The organism is Arthrobacter sp. efr-133-TYG-120, assembly GCF_030209785.1.
Taxonomy (GTDB): Bacteria; Actinomycetota; Actinomycetes; order Actinomycetales; family Micrococcaceae; genus Arthrobacter.
This window is the reverse complement of record NZ_JARVRI010000010.1, coordinates 18,534-37,304: the sequence shown is the minus strand read 5'-3', so window position 1 is coordinate 37,304 and position 18,771 is coordinate 18,534. Positions and strand designations below refer to the sequence as shown.

16 protein-coding genes are annotated in these 18,771 nt (G+C 63.6%); 6 read left to right on the top strand and 10 right to left on the bottom strand.

The annotated features are described in order from the left end of the window. The first annotated feature begins 157 nt into the window (after positions 1-157). Positions 158-451 carry an HPr family phosphocarrier protein gene (locus QRN51_RS05850; RefSeq protein ID WP_284989025.1) on the top strand — a complete coding sequence of 98 codons (294 nt, stop codon included), beginning with the start codon at positions 158-160 and terminating at the stop codon, positions 449-451. Positions 452-550: 99 nt separating this feature from the next. Here the strand turns inward: QRN51_RS05850 and QRN51_RS05845 are convergent, their stop codons facing one another. The 5 genes from QRN51_RS05845 to QRN51_RS05825 form a co-directional block, all read right to left on the bottom strand. Continuing rightward, positions 551-952 carry a cytochrome c oxidase subunit 4 gene (locus QRN51_RS05845; protein WP_284989024.1) on the bottom strand — a complete coding sequence of 134 codons (402 nt, stop codon included), beginning with the start codon at positions 950-952 and terminating at the stop codon, positions 551-553. Next, positions 949-2,667, bottom strand: coding sequence for an aa3-type cytochrome oxidase subunit I (ctaD, locus tag QRN51_RS05840; protein WP_059390002.1), 1,719 nt, complete (start codon positions 2,665-2,667; stop codon positions 949-951). The genes QRN51_RS05845 and ctaD overlap by 4 nt, the downstream gene beginning before the upstream one ends. Before the next feature lie 10 nt (positions 2,668-2,677). Continuing rightward, positions 2,678-3,550: an aa3-type cytochrome oxidase subunit II gene (gene ctaC / locus QRN51_RS05835; protein WP_059390003.1), complete on the bottom strand. Its 873-nt coding sequence runs from the start codon at positions 3,548-3,550 to the stop codon at positions 2,678-2,680. A gap of 182 nt (positions 3,551-3,732) precedes the next feature. Beyond that, complete coding sequence (locus QRN51_RS05830; RefSeq protein ID WP_059390004.1) at positions 3,733-4,119, bottom strand: HesB/IscA family protein; 387 nt, start codon at positions 4,117-4,119, stop codon at positions 3,733-3,735. Positions 4,120-4,287: 168 nt separating this feature from the next. Beyond that, complete coding sequence (locus QRN51_RS05825) at positions 4,288-5,715, bottom strand: dipeptidase (protein ID WP_284989023.1); 1,428 nt, start codon at positions 5,713-5,715, stop codon at positions 4,288-4,290. 121 nt (positions 5,716-5,836) lie between these two features. On the opposite strand from QRN51_RS05825, the gene QRN51_RS05820 reads away from it, so the two are divergent. Further along, the gene (locus QRN51_RS05820; RefSeq protein ID WP_059390007.1) at positions 5,837-6,430 is read left to right on the top strand and encodes a DUF3043 domain-containing protein; all 594 of its coding nucleotides are present in this window, start codon (positions 5,837-5,839) and stop codon (positions 6,428-6,430) included. A gap of 142 nt (positions 6,431-6,572) precedes the next feature. Here the strand turns inward: QRN51_RS05820 and QRN51_RS05815 are convergent, their stop codons facing one another. Further along, the gene (locus QRN51_RS05815) at positions 6,573-7,640 is read right to left on the bottom strand and encodes a quinone-dependent dihydroorotate dehydrogenase (RefSeq protein WP_284989021.1); all 1,068 of its coding nucleotides are present in this window, start codon (positions 7,638-7,640) and stop codon (positions 6,573-6,575) included. A 68-nt stretch (positions 7,641-7,708) separates the two neighbouring features. On the opposite strand from QRN51_RS05815, the gene QRN51_RS05810 reads away from it, so the two are divergent. From QRN51_RS05810 to QRN51_RS05800, 3 genes are read left to right on the top strand one after another with little or no spacing between them, the layout of a single operon-like run. After that, on the top strand, positions 7,709-9,391 hold the full coding sequence (locus QRN51_RS05810; RefSeq protein WP_284989020.1) for an FAD-binding dehydrogenase: 1,683 nt from the start codon (positions 7,709-7,711) through the stop codon (positions 9,389-9,391). 9 nt (positions 9,392-9,400) lie between these two features. Then, on the top strand, positions 9,401-10,447 hold the full coding sequence (locus QRN51_RS05805) for an alpha/beta hydrolase (protein WP_284989018.1): 1,047 nt from the start codon (positions 9,401-9,403) through the stop codon (positions 10,445-10,447). Continuing rightward, positions 10,444-11,517 (top strand): alpha/beta hydrolase, encoded by a 1,074-nt coding sequence (locus QRN51_RS05800; RefSeq protein ID WP_284989017.1) that lies wholly within the window; start codon positions 10,444-10,446, stop codon positions 11,515-11,517. Before QRN51_RS05805 ends, QRN51_RS05800 begins: the two co-directional genes overlap by 4 nt. Before the next feature lie 58 nt (positions 11,518-11,575). Here the strand turns inward: QRN51_RS05800 and QRN51_RS05795 are convergent, their stop codons facing one another. From QRN51_RS05795 to leuA, 3 genes are all read right to left on the bottom strand, one after another. Next, positions 11,576-12,394, bottom strand: a complete 819-nt coding sequence (locus QRN51_RS05795; RefSeq protein WP_284989015.1) for an isoprenyl transferase — start codon at positions 12,392-12,394, stop codon at positions 11,576-11,578. A 2-nt stretch (positions 12,395-12,396) separates the two neighbouring features. Further along, a complete protein-coding gene (recO, locus tag QRN51_RS05790) occupies positions 12,397-13,152 on the bottom strand; it encodes a DNA repair protein RecO (RefSeq protein ID WP_284989013.1) in 756 nt (251 codons plus the stop codon). A gap of 83 nt (positions 13,153-13,235) precedes the next feature. Then, positions 13,236-14,975: a 2-isopropylmalate synthase gene (gene leuA / locus QRN51_RS05785; protein WP_284989012.1), complete on the bottom strand. Its 1,740-nt coding sequence runs from the start codon at positions 14,973-14,975 to the stop codon at positions 13,236-13,238. A 251-nt stretch (positions 14,976-15,226) separates the two neighbouring features. On the opposite strand from leuA, the gene QRN51_RS05780 reads away from it, so the two are divergent. Next, positions 15,227-17,179, top strand: a complete 1,953-nt coding sequence (locus QRN51_RS05780) for a M13 family metallopeptidase (protein WP_284989010.1) — start codon at positions 15,227-15,229, stop codon at positions 17,177-17,179. A 10-nt stretch (positions 17,180-17,189) separates the two neighbouring features. Here QRN51_RS05780 and QRN51_RS05775 read toward each other — a convergent pair whose 3' ends face one another. After that, the gene (locus QRN51_RS05775) at positions 17,190-18,767 is read right to left on the bottom strand and encodes an LCP family protein (RefSeq protein WP_284989009.1); all 1,578 of its coding nucleotides are present in this window, start codon (positions 18,765-18,767) and stop codon (positions 17,190-17,192) included. Between the last annotated feature and the right edge of the window lie 4 nt (positions 18,768-18,771).

The window sequence follows — 18,771 nt, the reverse complement described above, 5'->3', positions numbered from 1 at the left end:
CCCGGCCACGAAATCTGTCATGAAATAAGCGTAGGCCAATCCACCGGCAGGTCTAGACCAGCTCGGCACTGTAAACGCGGGCGCCGTGTGGCGGCGCTACGCTTGTAGGGATCAAAATCGCAGTCGGCATCTGGCCGTCCGAGTCAAAGGAGCCGGTTTGCCCGAGCACAAAGCCATCGTCGCCGCAGAGATCGGCCTCCATGCACGGGCCGCCGCCGTGTTCGTACGGACTGTGACGGCCACGGGCCTTCCGGTGACGATCCGTAAGCCCGGGCAGCAAGCGGTGGATGCCCGGTCTTTGCTCGAGGTCATGACCGAGGATTTCGGCCACGGGTGCGAAGTGGTTCTGTCCGTCTCCCGAGAAGCGCTGCAAGCCGGCCGCACGCTCAATGAGGTCAACGATGCCTTGGCCGCTCTTTCGGCCGTCCTGGAGGCCGTAGAAGGGCAGTGAGCGGGCCAGTGCGCTACGACGCACCGGCATGCAACATCCAGATACAACGACGGCGGGCCCCACCAAGTGGTGGGGCCCGCCGTCGTTGTTCAAGTGCTTCTAGTGCGCGTGGTCTCCACGGCTGTATTCGAAGACCCAACCGACCAAGGCCACGAGGGCCAGGCCAGCGGCGACAAACGTGATCCAGAAACCTACGGCGAGGCCAAGGAAGCCACCGGCACAGGCCAGGCCGAGGACCAACGGCCACCAGCTCCAGGGGCTGAAGTGTCCCTGCTCGCCGGCGCCCTCGTGGATCTCAGCGTCCGGACGGTCTTCCGGGCGCATGCCCACTCGCTTGCCTGTGAAACCGAGGTAGCCGCCGATCATGCCTGCCAGGCCGCCGACCAGGAGAATGCCGAGGGTTCCGACCCACTCGGACCAGTGGGTCAGGAAGCCGTAGGCCACCGCGACAGGGACGAAGAAGAAGGTCCCGGCTCCGAAGATCCATGATTCGATTTTCACTTGGCGTCCTTCTGATCAGCGTTGCCGAGTACCTTTGCTGCCGGCTCGGGGCTCTGTGCAGTGTGGTGCTGGGCGAGTTCCGGGTGGTGGAGGTCCAAAGCAGGACGTTCGGAACGAATACGGGGCAACGAGGTGAAGTTGTGCCGCGGCGGCGGGCAGGATGTGGCCCACTCGAGCGAAGCGCCGAAGCCCCAGGGATCGTCAACTTCTACCTTCTTGTTGCTGCGCCACGTGATGTAGACGTTCCAGAAGAACGGCAGGAGCGAGGCGCCAAGCACGAAGGACGAAATGGTGGAGAACTGGTTCATCCAGGTGAAGCCGTCCTGCGGCATGTAGTCCGCGTAGCGGCGGGGCATGCCCTCGACGCCGAGCCAATGCTGGATCAGGAACGTGCCGTGGAAGCCCAGGAAGAGGAGCCAGAAGTGGATCTTGCCGAGGCGTTCGTTGAGCATCTTGCCGGTCCACTTGGGCCACCAGAAGTAGAAGCCTGCGAACATGGCGAACACGACGGTTCCGAAGACGACGTAGTGGAAGTGCGCTACGACGAAGTAGGAGTCCGAGACGTGGAAGTCAAGCGGCGGGGAGGCCAGGATGATGCCGGTCAGGCCACCGAAGAGGAAGGTGACCAGGAAGCCGATGCTCCAGAGCATGGGGGTCTCGAAGGTGATCGAGCCTTGCCACAGTGTTCCGATCCAGTTGAAGAACTTCACGCCGGTGGGTACCGCGATCAGCATCGTCATGAAGGAGAAGAACGGCAGCAGCACCGATCCGGTGACGTACATGTGGTGGGCCCAAACGGTAACCGACAGGGCGGCAATGGCGATGGTCGCGTAGACCAGGCCCTTGTAACCGAAGATCGGTTTGCGGCTGAACACCGGGAAGATCTCGGACACGATGCCGAAGAACGGCAGCGCAATGATGTAAACCTCCGGGTGGCCGAAGAACCAGAACAGGTGCTGCCACAAGACAGCTCCGCCGTTCTCCGGGTCGAAGATGTGGGCGCCGAAGCGGCGGTCGGCACCGAGCGCGAAGAGCGCGGCGGCGAGCGGCGGGAAGGCCATGAGAACCAGGATTGCCGTCACAAGGGTGTTCCAGGTGAAGATCGGCATGCGCCACATCGTCATGCCGGGAGCGCGCATGCAGATGATGGTGGTAATGAAGTTCACGGCACCCAGGATGGTTCCGAAACCGGACAATGCCAGGCCGAAGACCCAAAGGTCTCCGCCCACGCCCGGGGTGAACGTCGTGTCCGACAAAGGCGCGTAGGCGAACCAGCCGAACGAGGCGGCACCTTGCGGGGTGATGAAGCCGGACACCGCGATGGTGGATCCGAACAGGAAGAACCAGAAAGCCAGCGCGTTCAGTCGCGGGAAGGCGACATCGGGGGCGCCGATCTGAAGCGGCATGATGACGTTTGCGAAGCCTGCGAACAGCGGCGTCGCAAACATCAGCAGCATCACGGTGCCGTGCATCGTGAAGAGCTGGTTGTACTGTTCCTTGGTCTGCAGGATCTGCATGCCGGGCTCGAAGAGCTCGGCACGGATCAGCAGCGCCATGACGCCACCCAGGCAGAAGAACACAAAGGACGCGATCAGGTACATGTACCCGATGGTCTTGTGGTCAGTGGAGGTGATCCAGTTGACGACGATGCGTCCCTTGGACTTCGGTACTACCGGAGCGTCAAGGACTCCGGCGGATTGAGTGTAAGTAGCCACGTCGCTTCCCTTAATTCTTTGCGTTCAGGTTCGGGTTGCGGTCGTACTTCGAATCGAGAAGACCGGTGTTGCCGCTCTGGCGAAGCTGGTCCATGTGAGCCTGGAACTCAGCCTCGGAAACGACCTTCACGCGGAACAGCATCTCTGAGTGGTATTCACCGCAAAGTTCGGCGCACTTGCCGTCATAGGTGCCCTCCTTGGTGGGGGTCAACCTGATGTAGTTGGTCTTGCCCGGGATCATGTCGCGCTTCTGAAGGAAGGCGGGTACCCAGAAAGAGTGAATGACGTCGCGGGAGTTCAATTCAAGGTCAACGGACTTGTTGACCGGCAGGTACAAGGTGGGGAGCTTGTCCTTGTCCACGTTGTTGCCCGTGAGGTGCGCCTGGACGCCGGCCTCGTGAAGGTCTTCGGTGATGACCGGGCCCTTCACGTAGTTGAAGTCCCAAGCCCACTGCTTGCCGCGCACGTCAATCGTGACGTCGGCCGCCTGGGAGCGGTCATCGATTGCACGCTGGTCCTGGTCGGTGAAGTAGAAGAACACCAGCACCATGAACAGCGGAATGGTCAAATAAAAGACCTCCAGAGGGAGGTTGTAGCTAAGCTGCTTCGGGAAACCCGTGGTGCCCTTGCGGCGGCGGTAGGCGATGATGCACCAGACCAGCAGGCCCCAAGTAATAATGCCGACGGCGAGGGCGGCGATCCATGAGTTGACCCAGAGGTCCATGATCCGATCGGTGTTGCTGGTGGTTCCACGTTCCGTGGGCAACCAGCCTTTTTCTACCTCTGGTGAACATCCGGTCAAAACCAACGCGCCGGCTAGTGCCAAGCCAGTGATCGAGGTGATCTTTATGCGTCGGCTGCCGGTTCGGTTCTGCGAACTCACAGACGGCCCTTCCTCTTGTTGCTGCAGCCCGGCCGGCCGGAAGCCCACCGGGCACACTAAAGTTTTACTACCCGATGTAGAGCTTACCGCTACCGAGCGGTTTTCGCCGACATGCTGGCCCAGTGCGTCGGACCGGGTTCAACCCGTTCCTGAACTGGGCCAACAGCCTGCGAATGCCCGGGTTAGTGGAACGAATCGCCGCAGGCGCAAGACCCGCCGGCGTTGGGGTTGTCGATGGTGAAGCCCTGCTTCGAGATCGTGTCCTCGAAGTCGATGCTGGCACCGCTCAAGTAAGGCACGCTCATCTTGTCGACAACCACTTCGACGCCGTCGTAATCGCGGACGGCATCGCCGTCGAGCAGGCGCTCGTCGAAGTAGAGCTGGTAGATCAGGCCCGAGCAGCCGCCCGGCTGAACAGCGACGCGGAGCCGCAAGTCCGTGCGGCCTTCTTGTTCGAGAAGGCTCCGGACTTTACCTGCGGCGACATCGGTCAACTTGACCTCGTGCTCAGGAAGCTCGCCGCCCGCGAGCTGCGCTCCGGTGCTGTTTTCGTTGGTTGCAGTGCTCATTGGCCTACCTTCTTATGAAGCTCTTGGCGGCTGCGCCTTCGCGCGGCCTGCCCTTACCCAAATACGTGCGGGCTATAGCTACATGCTACGTCGAGCCGACGCATAGCTATAACTCCTAACGTAACCGGCCGGACCCTTACGTTGTTCCCGGTCGATGCAGGCGCGGGCTCAGAGGCCTTCCGTGTTCAACCGGGCGAGCATCAGCGCCTCAGCGAGCACAGCGTTGCGGAAATCGCCGATGTGGAGCGATTCGTTGGCGCTGTGGGCCCGTGAGTCGGGGTCCTCGACACCAGTCACCAGGATCTGGACATCCGGATAGGTTTCCGTCAGATCCGCGATGAACGGTATGGATCCACCGATCCCCATTTCAACGGCGGGCACGCCCCATGCTTCACCGAGTGCCCACATCGCGATCCGGGCTGCAGCTGACGTTGTATCGGTGGAGAAGGCGTTGCCCCGCTCCCCCGGCACAAATGTCACCTTCGCACCGAAGGGCGCGTTCGCCTCCAGGTGCCTGCCGACTGCGTCCATGGCGGCATCGGGATCCTGCCCGGGAGCCAGGCGCAGGCTGAACTTTGCCCGCGCGGCGGGGAGCAGCGTGTTGGATGCGACGTCGACGGCGGGTGCGTCGATGCCGATGATGGACAACGCGGGCTTGGTCCAGAGCCTCGAAGCGATGCTCCCGTTGCCTGCGAGCCGTACGCCGTCGAGCACTGAGGCGTCAGCGCGGTACTGTTCCTCGTCCACGTCCTCTACGACGTCATCCTTGGCAACCAGGCCCTCGATGGCCACGTTGCCCTCGTCGTCGTGCAGGGTCGCGATGAGTCGGGACAGAAGGGTCGGCGCATCCAGTACGGGACCACCGAACATGCCGGAGTGCACGGCGTGATCCAGCACCCGCACTTCGAAGGTGCCGTCCACCAAGCCGCGGAGACTCGTTGTCAGCGCGGGAACACCGACTTTCCAGTTGCTTGAATCCGCCACAACAATGACGTTCGCCTCGAGGAGCTCGCGGTGGGTTTCGAGGAAAGTGCGGAACGTCGGCGAGCCCGCTTCTTCTTCGCCCTCGAAGAACAAGGTGACCCCAAGGCCGAAATCGTCTCCCAGCACCTGGGTTACGGCGGCGTAAGACGCCAGGTGGGCCATGATTCCCGCTTTGTCGTCGGCTGCGCCACGGCCATAAAGGCGGCCATCGCGTTCCTCTGCGACGAAGGGCTCGCTGTCCCACAAGGTCACATCGCCCGGCGGCTGCACGTCGTGGTGCGCGTAAAGCAGGATCGTTGCTTTGCCCGGCGCGGCGACGCGGCGCGCAACTATGGCAGGTCCACCGGGATTCCCGTCGGCCTTGTCGCAGCGCAGGATCTGGACGTCCTGGAAGCCCGACTCGCGGACCAACGCAGCAACAGCCTCGGCACTCCGCTCCAGCTCCGCCGGGTCAAAGCTGGGCCAGGCGATCCCAGGGATAGCGACCAGGGCTTTCAAACGGGTCATGGTCTCGTCGAAGGAAGCATCGATCGAGGACTTGAGCGCATCAACATTGATTGTGCCGGAGCCGCTGGAAAAGGTCTGCGGGATCTCCGCATTCATTGAAGTCATGGCGAAAAGACTACCTCCGCGAGTGGTGCCGGGGAACCGGACCGGGCGGCGTGGCGGGCCCATTCGGGGGGCGGCACGTCACGGCGACTTTGGCGCGGTTCCTGCGGGGTATTCTGTAGTGGTGTTTGGACGTAAAAAGGATGAGCCGAGCGCTCAAGACCAAGTAGACCAGCTTGCCGCCGACGCTGCCGTGAAAGGCGTTGGCAAGGGCGCTCCCACGCCCAAGCGCAAGGAACAGGAAGCGGCCCGTAAGCGCCCCCTCGTCCCGACGGACCGCAAGGCTTCGAAGGAAGCCGAGCGCATTGCCGTGCAGGATCAGCGCCAGAAAATGCGCCAGGCCCTGGACACCGGGGACGAAAAGTACCTGCCGCTGCGGGACAAGGGACCCCAGAAGCGTTTTGCGCGCGACTATGTCGACGCCCGTTTCAGCCTAGGTGAGTACCTGATGTTCGGTGCCCTGCTTTTCGTGGTCATCTCCTTCATCATTCCGTCAGGAAGCGACGCCCTGAGCTATATCCTGATCGGCTTCTGGGTCATGTTCCTCGCGGTGTTCGCGGATGTGTTCATCCTTTCCCGCAAGTTGCGCAAGGGCTTGACGCAGAAGTTCGGCGACGTCGAGCGGGGCACCGTCTGGTACGGCAGCATGCGTTCCCTGCAATTCCGTCGCTTGCGCCTGCCGAAGCCGCAGGTACAGCGAGGCCAGTACCCCGCTTAAGGCCCCCGATCCCCGAGGACAAGCGTCCGACGAAGCAGAAGGACCCTGGAACAGTTGTTCCAGGGTCCTTCTGCTTGACCGCACTTGGCTGTTCAGGAATGGTCCAGGTGTCTGGTTATCGGTTCCCTGCCTGGCGGCACGCTTAACTGCGCCGTTTGGCCAAGGCCCTGTTGATGCCGGCGGCCCAGAATGGACCTTCGTAAAGGAATGCCGTGTAACCCTGCACGAGGGTTGCTCCGGCGTCGAGCCGCTCCTGGACGTCGGCCGCGGACTGCACTCCGCCGACCGCGATGAGCACAAGGCCCTCCCCCACCGCGGCCTTCAGCCGGCGCAGAACCTCAAGCGAACGCGCCTTGAGCGGCGCACCGGAGAGTCCGCCGGCACCGCACGCATCCACTTTGCCCGGGTCGGTTACCAGGCCTTCCCGGCCGATGGTGGTGTTTGTGGCAATGATCCCGTCGAGCTTGAGGTCCAAGGCGAGGCGGGCGACGTCGTCAATGTCTTCGTCACTCAGGTCCGGTGCGATCTTGACGAGTAGCGGCACGTGGCGGCCGGCCGATTCGTCTGCGGCGTCGCCGACGGCGCGAAGGAGCGGGCGAAGCGTTTCGACGTTCTGGAGCAGGCGCAGTCCCGGAGTGTTGGGCGAGCTGACATTGACTACGAGGTAGTCGGCGGCGGGTGCCAGGCCGCGGGCACTGACCAGATAGTCCTCGACTGCGTCGTCGAGCTCGACAACCTTGGTCTTGCCGATATTGACTCCGATCACGGGACGAACCCCTGAATGGGTCCGCTGCAATGCCGCCCGAGCGGCCTTGAGCCGTGGGGCCACGGCCGCCGCGCCGTCGTTGTTGAAGCCCATGCGGTTGATGACGGCCTTGTCCTCGATCAAACGGAAAAGCCGTGGCTTCTCATTGCCGGGCTGCGCCTGGCCGGTGATTGTTCCCACTTCGACGTGGCCGAACCCCAGTTCAGCGAGGGCCTCGATTCCGTGGCCCTCTTTGTCGAAGCCAGCCGCAAGGCCAAAGGGCGACGGGAACGTCAGCCCGAAAGCCTCCGTACGCAATGAGGGGTGCGGGGCCGTCATTTTGGCCAAAACGCGTCCTGCGCCTGAGCGGTGTGCGAAGCGGATCGCCTGGAAGCCGATCTTGTGGGCTCTTTCGGCATCCATCCAGGAGAAGGCCAGCTTGAAGAATGTGGGGTAAACGCGCATGCTCCTAGTTTTCCGGTTTACGGGTCGCGCACCAAACCAAGCGGGTTACCGGGCGGTAGCATGTACGAATGCCGAGCAATCCACGTGATGGAGTTCACTCCCAGGCAATCATCGAAGCCGATGTCATCGTTATTGGCGCAGGATTGTCGGGACTGGTCGCCGCTGCCCAAGCCTACGCCGACGGCAAACGGGTTGCCGTCCTGGACCAGGAACCGTCCGCGTCCGTCGGCGGCCAGGCTCACTGGTCCTTCGGTGGCTTGTTCCTGGTCAACTCTCCCGAGCAGCGGAGGCTGGGCGTCAAGGACAGTGCCGAACTCGCCTTGGGCGACTGGCTGGCGTCCGCGGCCTTTGACCGGCCGGAGGACTCGTGGGCCAGGTTGTGGGCGGAGGCCTACGTGGATTTTGCCGCCGGCGAGAAACGCCGCTGGCTGAGATCGCTCGGCGTGCGGCTCTTTCCGTTGGTGCAGTGGGCTGAGCGCGGCGGCTACGGTCCCCAAGGCCACGGCAACACGGTCCCGCGGTTCCACGTCACCTGGGGCACGGGACCCGGCGTCGTGCAGCCTTTCCTGGCAAAAGTGAACGAAGGCGTGGCCCGCGGAAGGATATCCCTCCACTTCCGGCATCGCGCCACGGAAATGACGACGACGGCGGGCGGCGTCACCGGGGTCGGCGGCGAGATCCTTGGGGCGTCCGGCGCCGGACGCGGCGAAGCATCGTCCCGGACCGTCGTCGAGCGCTTTGAGGCGACCGCCGGAGCCATCATCGTGACGACCGGCGGCATCGGCGGGAACCACACTTTAGTGCGGAGGCAATGGCCCGACGGCGGTGCGCCGGAACATATGCTGAGCGGTGTACCCGCCTCCGTTGACGGCGCGTTTCTGGCCGCCGCCGCAGCCGCAGGCGGCAGGCTCATCAATGGCGACCGCATGTGGCACTACCCCGAAGGTATCCACAACCACTCCCCAGTGTGGCCTTCGCACGGTATCCGCATACTCCCCGGTCCGTCGGCGCTGTGGATTGACGCGACGGGCCGGCAGTTGCCCGCCCCGCTGTTTCCAGGCTTCGATTCACTGGGCGCCCTCCGGCACATCCTTGCGGGCGGACACGGACATTCATGGTTCGTGTGCAACCGCACCATCGCGCTGAAGGAGTTCGCCCTGTCAGGCTCCGAACAGAACCCGGACCTGACTGACAAGGACATCAGGCTTCTTGTTTCCAGGCTCAACCCAGGCAGCGATTCACCATTGCGCCTCTTCCTGGACCGTGGCGTGGACTTCCTGCACGCCGCGACGGCCACCGAGCTCGCCGCGAAAATGAACGCGCTCACGGGTTCAGCGCTGATAGATCCCGCCCAGCTCGATTCACTCATCCACGATCGGGACGTGCAAGTGGCAAGCGGACTGGGCAAGGACCCGCAGCTCGCCGCGATCCGCGCGGCGCGGCGTTTCGCCACCGACAAGATCATGCGAGTGGCGCCTCCGCACCGGCTCACCGACCCGGAGCACGGCCCGCTCCTGGCTGTCCGGCTCTCCGTCCTGACCCGTAAGAGCCTCGGCGGACTTCAAACGGACCTCCATTCGCGCGTGCTTGACGATTCCGGAGTTCCTGTCCCCGGCCTGTATGCGGCGGGTGAGGCCGCCGGTTTCGGCGGAGGAGGAATCCATGGCTACCGGGCATTGGAAGGGACGTTCCTTGGCGGCTGCCTGTTCTCCGGACGTGCAGCCGGGCGCGATGCCGCGGCGAGTGTCTAAGCTGTTCCCATGGAGTGGCAGACCGATATCCTCGGTGCGGACTTCGAGAGTTGCGCCTTCGAGGCGGCCGGACCTGATGGCGTCGTCCGGCGCGCAACGCTGGTCCGGCATGTCCCGCGCCAGGGCGCGGACAGCCCGGGTGGCTTTCCCCCGTCCGCCAACCGTTCGGTCCTGTTCCTGCACGGATGGAGCGACTATTTTTTCAACGTCGCCTTGGCGGAGTTCTGGACGGGACAAGGCTTCCATTTCTACGCGTTGGACATGCACAACCATGGCCGCAGCCTGCAAGCGGACAGGCCTGGCGGTTACGTTGAGCACCTGAACGATTACGACGCCGAAATCAGCAAAGCCATCGATATGATCCGCTCTTCGGATGGGCATGGGCAGGAGCCCGGCTCGTTGACCCTGATGGGGCATTCCACCGGAGGCCTCGTGGCCGCTTTGTGGGTCAGCAGCCACCCCGGCTCCGTCCAGTACCTCGTCCTCAATAGCCCGTGGCTTGAAATGCACGGAAGTTCCGTGGTCCGCCGCGCCGCCCAGACCATGGTGAAGCCGCTGGCACGCTTCCGGCCCACGACCATCCTGCGCTTGCCCGAACGCGGCTTCTATTACCGCAGCATCAGCAGCTCGGCCGAAGGCGAGTGGCTCCTCGACGATAAATACCGCCCGCCTTTGGCTTTCCCCATGCGCGCCGGTTGGCTCAGCGCGGTCCTCAGCGGCCACACGAGGGTAGCCCGGGGGCTGAGAATAGACATCCCGATCCTGGTCTTGATTTCCGGAGCGAGCGCCAACGGCATGGTCTGGCAGGAGTCCATGCGGCATTCGGACGCCGTGCTGGACGTCAACACCATGGCCGTCCGAGCCATGACCCTTGGCCGGACCGTCACCCTGGAACGGGTGGACGGCGGCCTCCATGATGTTTTCCTGTCGGCCGGCCCGGTGCGCGCCGATGCCTACGACAGGCTAGCGCGTTGGATTCACGGGTACATCACCAACGAGCCGCGGACGGAACCTCCGGCAGGCTACGAACTTGGACAAGCGGGGGAAACGCCATGACCACTGAACTGGGGGTGCCGGTCTGGCAACATGACTTCCTGGGCGGTGGTTTCGAGGCCTTGGAGCTGGAACTTCCACCGGACGAGGAGGGTCCGGTCTGCGCCACCCTCGTCCGGCACGTCCGCCCGCTCGCTACGCAGACGGCGCCGCACGGACTCTTGGATGCCTTGACGGCATTCACTCGACGACGGCGCCGGCGCGACGTGCCCGTCACCCCCGGGCCGCCGAGGGTGGTGCTGTACCTCCACGGCTGGGCAGACTACTTCATGCAGACAGAACTGGCCGAGTTCCTCGGCGCCTCGGGTTTCCATTTCTATGCCCTTGACCTGCGCAAGTTCGGGCGGAGCCTGCGGCCGGGCCAGACTCCCGGCTACACCACCGATCTCTCGGTCTATGACGAAGACCTTGACGCCGCCCTTCGTGCCATCCAGCAGGATGTTGCCGAACTGACGGGTAGCGCGGAGGTACCCACCGTCCACCTCCTGGCCCACTCTCTGGGCGGACTGATCGCGGCGCTGTGGGCTGACCGGAATCCTGGCCGTATTGCCACCCTGACGTTGAATTCGCCGTGGCTGGAACTCCAGGGCAGCAGCCTGATCCGCAGCATGGCGATGCGTCTGGTGGAACCGTTTGCGCGTACCGATCCCAAACGGCCCTTCCGTTTCCCTGAGATGCCGGCCTACTGGGAAAGCGTCAGCAATCTGGCCCACGGCGAATGGACCCTGGATCCGGAATGGAGGCCCCGGGCTTCCTTCCCGATCCGTGCAGGGTGGACAAAGGCAGTCCTGGCCGGGCACGCCGCCGTCGAACGCAAACTCAATATCGACGCTCCGGTGCTCGTGCTGCTTTCCGGCCGGACTCGGATCCAGGCCGAGTGGACCGCGGAGCTCATGCGCGTCGACGCCGTGATCGACGTCGAGCAGACTGCCCGCCGGGCGCTGGGCCTCGGGCGCCGGACGGCGGTTTTCCGCTATCCAGGCGCCCTTCACGATGTATTCCTGTCACGGCGTACCGTCCGGCAGCAGGCCTACCGGGACGTGGCCATCTGGTTGGCATCCTATCCGGACTGAGCGGTTTCACGGCGCGCTCGTGTTAACACGGTGCGCTCGCGCTAAGTCGGTGCCGCGTTCAGCGGGGTGCCGCAGCGTCGACCGCGCCTCCGTAGCGGCGGTCCCTTTTGGCATAGATCTCGACGGCGTCCCACAAAGTCCTGCGGTCGACGTCGGGCCACAGGGTGTCCATGAAGACGAATTCCGCATAGGCGGATTGCCACAAGAGGAAGTTCGAGAGGCGCTGCTCGCCGGAGCTTCGCAGGAACAAGTCCACATCCGGAAGATCCGGCTCATCGAGGTATTTCTGGATGGTCTTCTCGGTGACGGAGCCGGGCTTGAGGCGGCCATCAGCGACATCCTGGGCAATCGCGGCCACGGCGTCGGCGATTTCAGCGCGGCCGCCGTAGTTCACACACATGGTCAGGGTGCACGTGTCGTTGCCGCGCGTGTACTCCTCGGCTTCTTCCAGCTCCTTGATGACCGAGCCCCAGAGCCTGGGCCGCCGTCCCGCCCAGCGGATCCGCACGCCCCATTCATCAAGCTGATTGCGCTGCCGACGTAGCACATCCTTGTTAAATCCCATGAGGAAGCGCACTTCTTCAGGAGAACGGCGCCAGTTTTCGGTGGAGAAAGCGTAGACGCTGACGTACTTGATGCCCAGTTCGATCGCGCCCGCCATCACATCCAGCAGGGCCGGCTCCCCGGCTTTGTGACCCTCGATGCGCGGGAGTCCACGTTGGTTCGCCCAGCGGCCGTTGCCGTCCATGACAATGGCCACGTGCTGCGGTATCAGTTCTGCAGGTATGGCCGGCGGCCTGGCGCCCGAAGGGTGGTGGTAGGGGGCCCTCACCGGGGTGGTCCGCGCCGTTGCCGTCTTCTTTTTTCCCAGTGCCACTTTCAGCTTCGCTCCACATGTTTGAGGGACTTCAATGCTCGTTCAAGGTGCCATTGGAGGTAACTCGCCACCAATCCGGCGGCCTCGCGGCGATGCAAGGATTCGGACACATCCGCCGTGGCCCAGTCCCCCGTCAGCAGCGCACCCAACAGGACGACGGTCTCGGGAGCGGGTGCCGGCGAGCCTGGCGGCCGGCAATCGTTGCAGATCATTCCGCCCAAGGGAGCGGAGAAGGCTGTGTGCGGACCCCTCGCCCCGCAGCGGGCGCAATCCGTGAAACTGGGCGCCCAGCCGCCGGTCGCCAAAGCGCGGAGCAAGTAGGAGTCCAGAATGAGCTCCGGCGGGTGGTCGGAACGGCTCAACGCGGCAAGTGCCCCGACAAGCAGGTTGTACTGGGCGGTTCCCGAATCGGCGTCGGCGTCGGTCAGCTTTTCTGCCGTTTCCGTCATGGCGGCGGCAACGGTGTACCGGGAGTAGTCGGCAGCGATCGAGCTCCCATAGGCGCCCTTCGCGACAGCCTGGGTGACGATGTCAAGAGTGCGGCCGGAAACGAGTTGCAGGTCGGCAACCATGAACGGCTCCAGCCGGGCACCGAACCGGCTGCTGGTCCGCCGTACGCCCTTGGCAACTGCCCTTACTTGTCCGTGGTGCTTTGTCAGCAAAGTGATGATGCGGTCCGCTTCGCCCAACTTGTGGGTGCGCAGCACTACGGCATCGTCCCGATAGGACCGCGCTGCAAACGACGAAGGATTGGCCACAGTTAATCTTCGCACCACACCGGACCTTCTCGGGGCCGGCGAAGCCGTGCGGCGCCGTGTTGACGACGCCGCACGGCAAATGGCTATGCCCGGACGGCCCTGATGGCCCGGTTGACGGCAGAGATGACTGCCTTGAGTGCCGCGGTGCTCGTGTTGGGATCGATACCGACTCCCCAGAGGACCCGCTCGCCCACGGCGCATTCAACGTATGCTGCGGCAGTGGCGCTGCCACCTTCGGAAAGGGCATGTTCGGAGTAGTCCAGGACGCGGACGTCCACGCCGTCTTGACGCAGGATGTCCAGCATGGCCGCGATCGGGCCGTTGCCCGTGCCGGTCCGCTGGACCACCGTGCCGTCAATGCGCAGGGCCGCATGCAGGGTCAATTCGCCGGACTCATCGGTCTCGGTGCGGATGGAACCCAGCGAGTAGCGTCCCCACTGGCCATCGGCCGTGCTGGCCGGCAGGTACTCGTCCTGGAACATGGCCCACAACTGGGCACCGCTGACCTCGCCGCCCACAGTGTCGGTGCGGTGCTGGATGACGCCGGAGAATTCGATTTGTGCGCGGCGCGGCAGGTCGAGGCTGTGCTCGTTCTTGAGCAGGTACGCCACCCCGCCCTTGCCGGACTGCGAGTTGACGCGGATGACGGCCTCGTAGCTACGGCCCAGGTCCTTGGGATCGATCGGCAGGTACGGAACCTGCCAGGTGAAGTCATCCACGGCCTTGCCAGCGGCGGCGGCGTCCTTCTCGAGGGCTTCGAAGCCCTTCTTGATGGCGTCCTGGTGCGAACCGGAGAATGCCGTGAACACCAGGTCGCCACCGTACGGGGAACGCTCGGGAACGGGCAACTGGTTGCAGTACTCGACCGTCCGGCGGACTTCGTCAATGTCCGAGAAATCGATCATCGGATCCACGCCTTGGACGAACATGTTCAGGCCTAGGGTGACCAGGTCCACGTTGCCGGTACGCTCGCCGTTGCCGAACAAGCAGCCTTCGATGCGGTCGGCGCCGGCCAGGTAGCCCAACTCAGCGGCGGCAACACCCGTGCCGCGATCGTTGTGCGGGTGGAGGGAGATGATGATGCCTTCACGCGGGTGCAGATTCCGGTGCATCCATTCGATGGAGTCGGCGTAGACATTGGGCGTGGCCATTTCCACGGTGGCGGGCAGGTTGATGATGACCTGCTTGTCCGCGGACGCTTCGAAAACGTCGGCGATCGCGTTGCAAACACGTGCTGCGTACTCGAGCTCGGTTCCGGTGAAGGACTCCGGCGAGTACTCGTACGTGATGTGTGTGTCCGTGAGGGTTTCCTCGTATTTCTTGCACAAGCGGGCACCCTGGAGGGCGATGTCCAGGATCCCGTCCTCGTCCTGGTTGAACACGACGCGCCGTTGCAGGACCGACGTGGAGTTGTACAGGTGGACGATGGCCTGCTTGGCGCCGACGAGGGATTCGTAGGTGCGTTCGATCAGGTGCTCGCGCGCCTGGGTCAGGACCTGGATGGAAACGTCATCCGGGATGTGGCCGCCTTCGATGAGCTGCCGCACGAAGTCGAAGTCTGTCTGCGAAGCGGACGGGAAGCCGACTTCGATTTCCTTGTAGCCCATCTTGACCAGCAGTTGGAACATTTTCAGCTTGCGGGCCGGGCTCATGGGGTCGATCAGTGCCTGGTTGCCGTCACGGAGGTCCACTGCGCACCAGCGGGGAGCTTTGGTGATGACCTTGTCCGGCCAGGTGCGGTCCGGCAGCTCGACATTGATCTGTTCCTGGAAAGGCAGGTACCGATGAATGGGCATTCCGGAGGGCTTTTGTGCGTTGCGCATGACTTGGGGCCTTTTCTCTTAATCTTTGATGGAAGATTGGCCGGGCATAGCTAACTCCGCAGCGAGGGTTGGCCTAGCGAATGATCGCCTACGAGGCCCCGCCGCGGCAGCTAAGGAGAAGCATTCCTGCACGCACCATTTCACAGTAACACGGGTGCGTATGATGACAATGCAATACCAGAAGCAACGTCCACTATGCAGACGCGTGAACGGTAGTGAGCCGGTTCCGCTCGTCGTCCGAAGGAGTTCTTGTGCCACAGTCGGGGATCACACTGTCCAACATCGATGAAAGCGTCAGGCCGCAGGACGACCTTTACCAGCACGTCAACGGGGCGTGGCTGAAGTCGACGGTCATCCCGGACGACCGACCGCTCGAGGGAACCTTCACCGCGCTCCGCGACGGCGCGGAACTAGCAGTCAAAGCGATCATCGAGGAAGCTGCAGCAAAGGGCGAAGACGCCAGCGGCATCGAGCGCAAAGTAGGCGGGCTCTACAACAGCTTCATGGACGAGGAAGCCACCGAGGCCAAGGGCATGGAGCCTATCCGCGCCCGGCTCGCGGAGGTCTTTGCCACGGCGTCGCCGGCCGAAGTGGTGGCCCTGACGGGGCGCCTGTTCCGCTCGGATGTTTCCGGCCTCTTCTCGATCTATCCCGCTCCCGACGCCGGGAACCCGGACCGGATCCTGTTGTACATCGGCCAGGGCGGCCTGGGCCTTCCCGACGAATCGTATTACCGGGACGAGAAGTTCGAAGGCATCGTCAGCGCCTATGCCAAATACGTCGCCAAACTCTTCGGCCTGGCGGGCATTCCCGACGCCGACACTGCCGCGGCGCGCGTCGTCGCCCTTGAAAAGGCCCTTGCTTCGCACCACTGGGACAACGTCACCCTGCGCGATCCGCAGAAGACCTACAACCTCAAGACCGCGGAAGAGGGCCGCGAACTGTTTCCACACCTTGACGCATGGTTCGATTCGGCCCGCATTGAAGCGGACAAGTACACCGAGCTGGTGGTCAGCACCCCGGACTTCTTCACCGGTGCGTCCGCCCTTGTCGAGTCCGAGTCCCTTGCCACGTGGCAGGAGTGGCTGGCCCTGCGCGTGCTCAATGCCGCCGCCCCTTATCTTTCGTCGGCGTTCGTGGACGCAAACTTCGATTTCTACGGCACCACCCTGAGCGGCACTCCACAGAACAAGGACCGGTGGAAGCGGGGCGTCGCCGTCGTCGAAGCCGCCCTTGGGGAGGCGGTAGGCCAGATCTACGTGGAACGCCACTTCCCCGAAGGCTACAAGGCCAGGATGCAGACGCTGGTTGCCAAGCTGATCGAGGCCTACCGCGAGAGCATCACGGCCCTCGACTGGATGGGCGAAGACACCAAGGCGGAAGCGCTGAAAAAACTTGAGGCCTTCCGGCCCAAGATCGGTTTTCCGGACAAGTGGATCGACTATTCCGCCGTCGAGATTGACCCGAGCGACCTTTTGGGCAACGTCGAGCGGGCACACAACGCCGACGTCGACCGTCACCTCGATGAGGTCGGCAAGCCGGTCGATCTCGACAAGTGGCTCATGACCCCGCAGACCGTCAACGCGTACTACCACCCGATGCTGAATGAGATTGTCTTCCCCGCCGCGATCCTGCAGCCACCCTTCTTCACGGCGGAAGCTGACGACGCGGTCAACTATGGAGGCATCGGCGCCATCATCGGTCATGAAATCGGCCACGGCTTCGACGACCAGGGCTCCCAGTTCGATGGAAGCGGAGCGCTGCGGAATTGGTGGAGCGAGGAGGACAGAAAGGCGTTCGAAGGACTGGCGGCAAAGCTCGTAGCCCAATTCGACGCCCTTGCCCCCTACGCCGCCCCTGAGCACAAGGTCAACGGGAAGCTCACGCTCGGCGAAAACATCGGCGATCTCGGCGGCCTGACCATAGCCTACAAGGCCTACCTCTTGAGCCTTGACGGTGCTGAGCCGCCGGTCCTTGAAGGCCTGACCGGACAGCAGCGCTTCTTCATGTCCTGGGCTGCCGGCTGGCGCCAAGTCATCCGTCCCGAGGAGGCCATCCGGCGCGTCGCTACGGACCCGCACTCCCCCAACGAGTTCCGAACGAATGCCATCGCCAAGAACCTGGATTCGTTCCATGAGGCGTTCGCGGTGGAAGCCGGGGATGGAATGTGGCTGTCGCCTGAGGACCGCGTCAGCATCTGGTAGGCAGCAGCAGCTACCTCGCGACGAGTGCCGGGTTGACCGCCTGGCATTTCACGTCGCCTGCGGTCTGCTTGACGACGTCGGCCGGAACGGAGGCAACTCCGTACTTGGTTCCCGAATCGAAGTCACTGCCGATATAGACCTGGACTCCCACGATGCCGTTGGATGGTTCGACTTGCGAGGCCGGGATCCCCAGGAGATTCGCGACATCCGGCGCAACGTCGGCATAGCCTGCCCCGTAATACACAACGGTCTTGGGAACGGCAGCCGCGAGGAAGTGTGCGGCTTTCGTGAATCCGCCGCCAACCAGGGCGGCTGCGATCTCCTGGCCGCGGGATGCGATGCCTGTTCCGTCGGCAACGGTCACTGTCTGAAGGGCCTTGTCATAGGCGGGAACAGGCGGAGCGCTCGGCGCTGGCGCCGCGCTGCCGGACGGTGCCCCCGAGGCCGCAGGCGAGGGACTGGCCGAGGGAGCGGCCGTAGCCCCCGGGGTGGTCAGGTCGAGGTTCGCGCGCATGGCTGCGAACAGCTGGGTGGCCTGCGGTTGAACCAATTCGAGCCTGTTGGGATCGACGGCGGCGGGCTGGGTGGGAATCGACACGAACGCGACCTTGGACAAGTCAACGTCCTTGAGGCGGCTCCCGATGGTCAGGAGCGACTGGACGGACGCCAGGCCTTCGTCCACGGTCAGGTTCTTTGTCACGGCATCGGCAATGGACAGCAAGCTCTGCGGATTGCCCAGCGTGCCATCAGACTTGATCTTCCGGGTCAGCGAGGAGAGGAAACCCTGCTGCGCCTGGATACGGCCGAGGTCGCTTCCATCGCCAAAACCGTGGCGGGTACGGAGGAAGGCCAGGGCTTGTTCCCCTTGGACGCTCGATGTTCCCTTGGGGAGCCGGAGTCCGGAATCGGGGTCGTAGACGGCGTCGCTCACGCACACATTGACTCCGCCTACGGCGTTGGACAGCTCCTTGACGGCGTTGAAGTCAGCCATCATGAAGTGGTCGATTTGCAGTCCCGTGAGCTTGTTGACTGTGTCCACGGCGCAACCGATCCCGGCTTCTGCCATGGCCGAGTTGATCATGACGTTCGAGTGGGGTTGATACACGGTATTGGTCTTGGGATCAGTGCATGACGGGACATTCACCAGGAGGTCACGGGGAAAGCTCGTGAGGCTCACTCTCTTGTTGTCCGCTGAAATGTCCAGCAGCATCATGACGTCTGACTGGCCGTAACCGGTGGAATCCTGCGTTGAACCGTATTGCGAGTTCTTGCCATCCCTCGTGTCGGACCCGAGGATGAGGATCTGCAGGCGGTCCGTTGCATCGTTGGCCGCGGCTTCGGTTCTCGTGGCGCCCGCCGACAACGGTGCTTTGCTGATGTTCGATTGCAAGCGGATGACCCAGTAGGCGGCGAAAGCGATACCGGCAACCAACAGCACTGACACCGTCACGGCAGTGACCTTGAGCCAGAGCGGGAGGCCCTTCGGAGCATTCATGTGGCGGGGGGTGCCGGGAGCTTCCCCGTGGCGTGCAGCGCCGCGGGCACCAAGGGTGCCGGGCTCTTGTACGCGTGCATCGCGACGTCGCACGACT

What these genes read in the sequence shown, in the direction of transcription:
- QRN51_RS05800 (WP_284989017.1), top strand. Translation starts at nt 10,444, where the DNA reads ATGACCACTGAACTGGGGGTGCCGGTCTGGCAACATGACTTCCTGGGC.
- QRN51_RS05810 (WP_284989020.1), top strand. Translation starts at nt 7,709, where the DNA reads ATGCCGAGCAATCCACGTGATGGAGTTCACTCCCAGGCAATCATCGAA.
- leuA (WP_284989012.1), bottom strand. Translation starts at nt 14,975, where the DNA reads ATGCGCAACGCACAAAAGCCCTCCGGAATGCCCATTCATCGGTACCTG.
- QRN51_RS05815 (WP_284989021.1), bottom strand. Translation starts at nt 7,640, where the DNA reads ATGCGCGTTTACCCCACATTCTTCAAGCTGGCCTTCTCCTGGATGGAT.
- QRN51_RS05805 (WP_284989018.1), top strand. Translation starts at nt 9,401, where the DNA reads ATGGAGTGGCAGACCGATATCCTCGGTGCGGACTTCGAGAGTTGCGCC.
- QRN51_RS05830 (WP_059390004.1), bottom strand. Translation starts at nt 4,119, where the DNA reads ATGAGCACTGCAACCAACGAAAACAGCACCGGAGCGCAGCTCGCGGGC.
- QRN51_RS05825 (WP_284989023.1), bottom strand. Translation starts at nt 5,715, where the DNA reads ATGACTTCAATGAATGCGGAGATCCCGCAGACCTTTTCCAGCGGCTCC.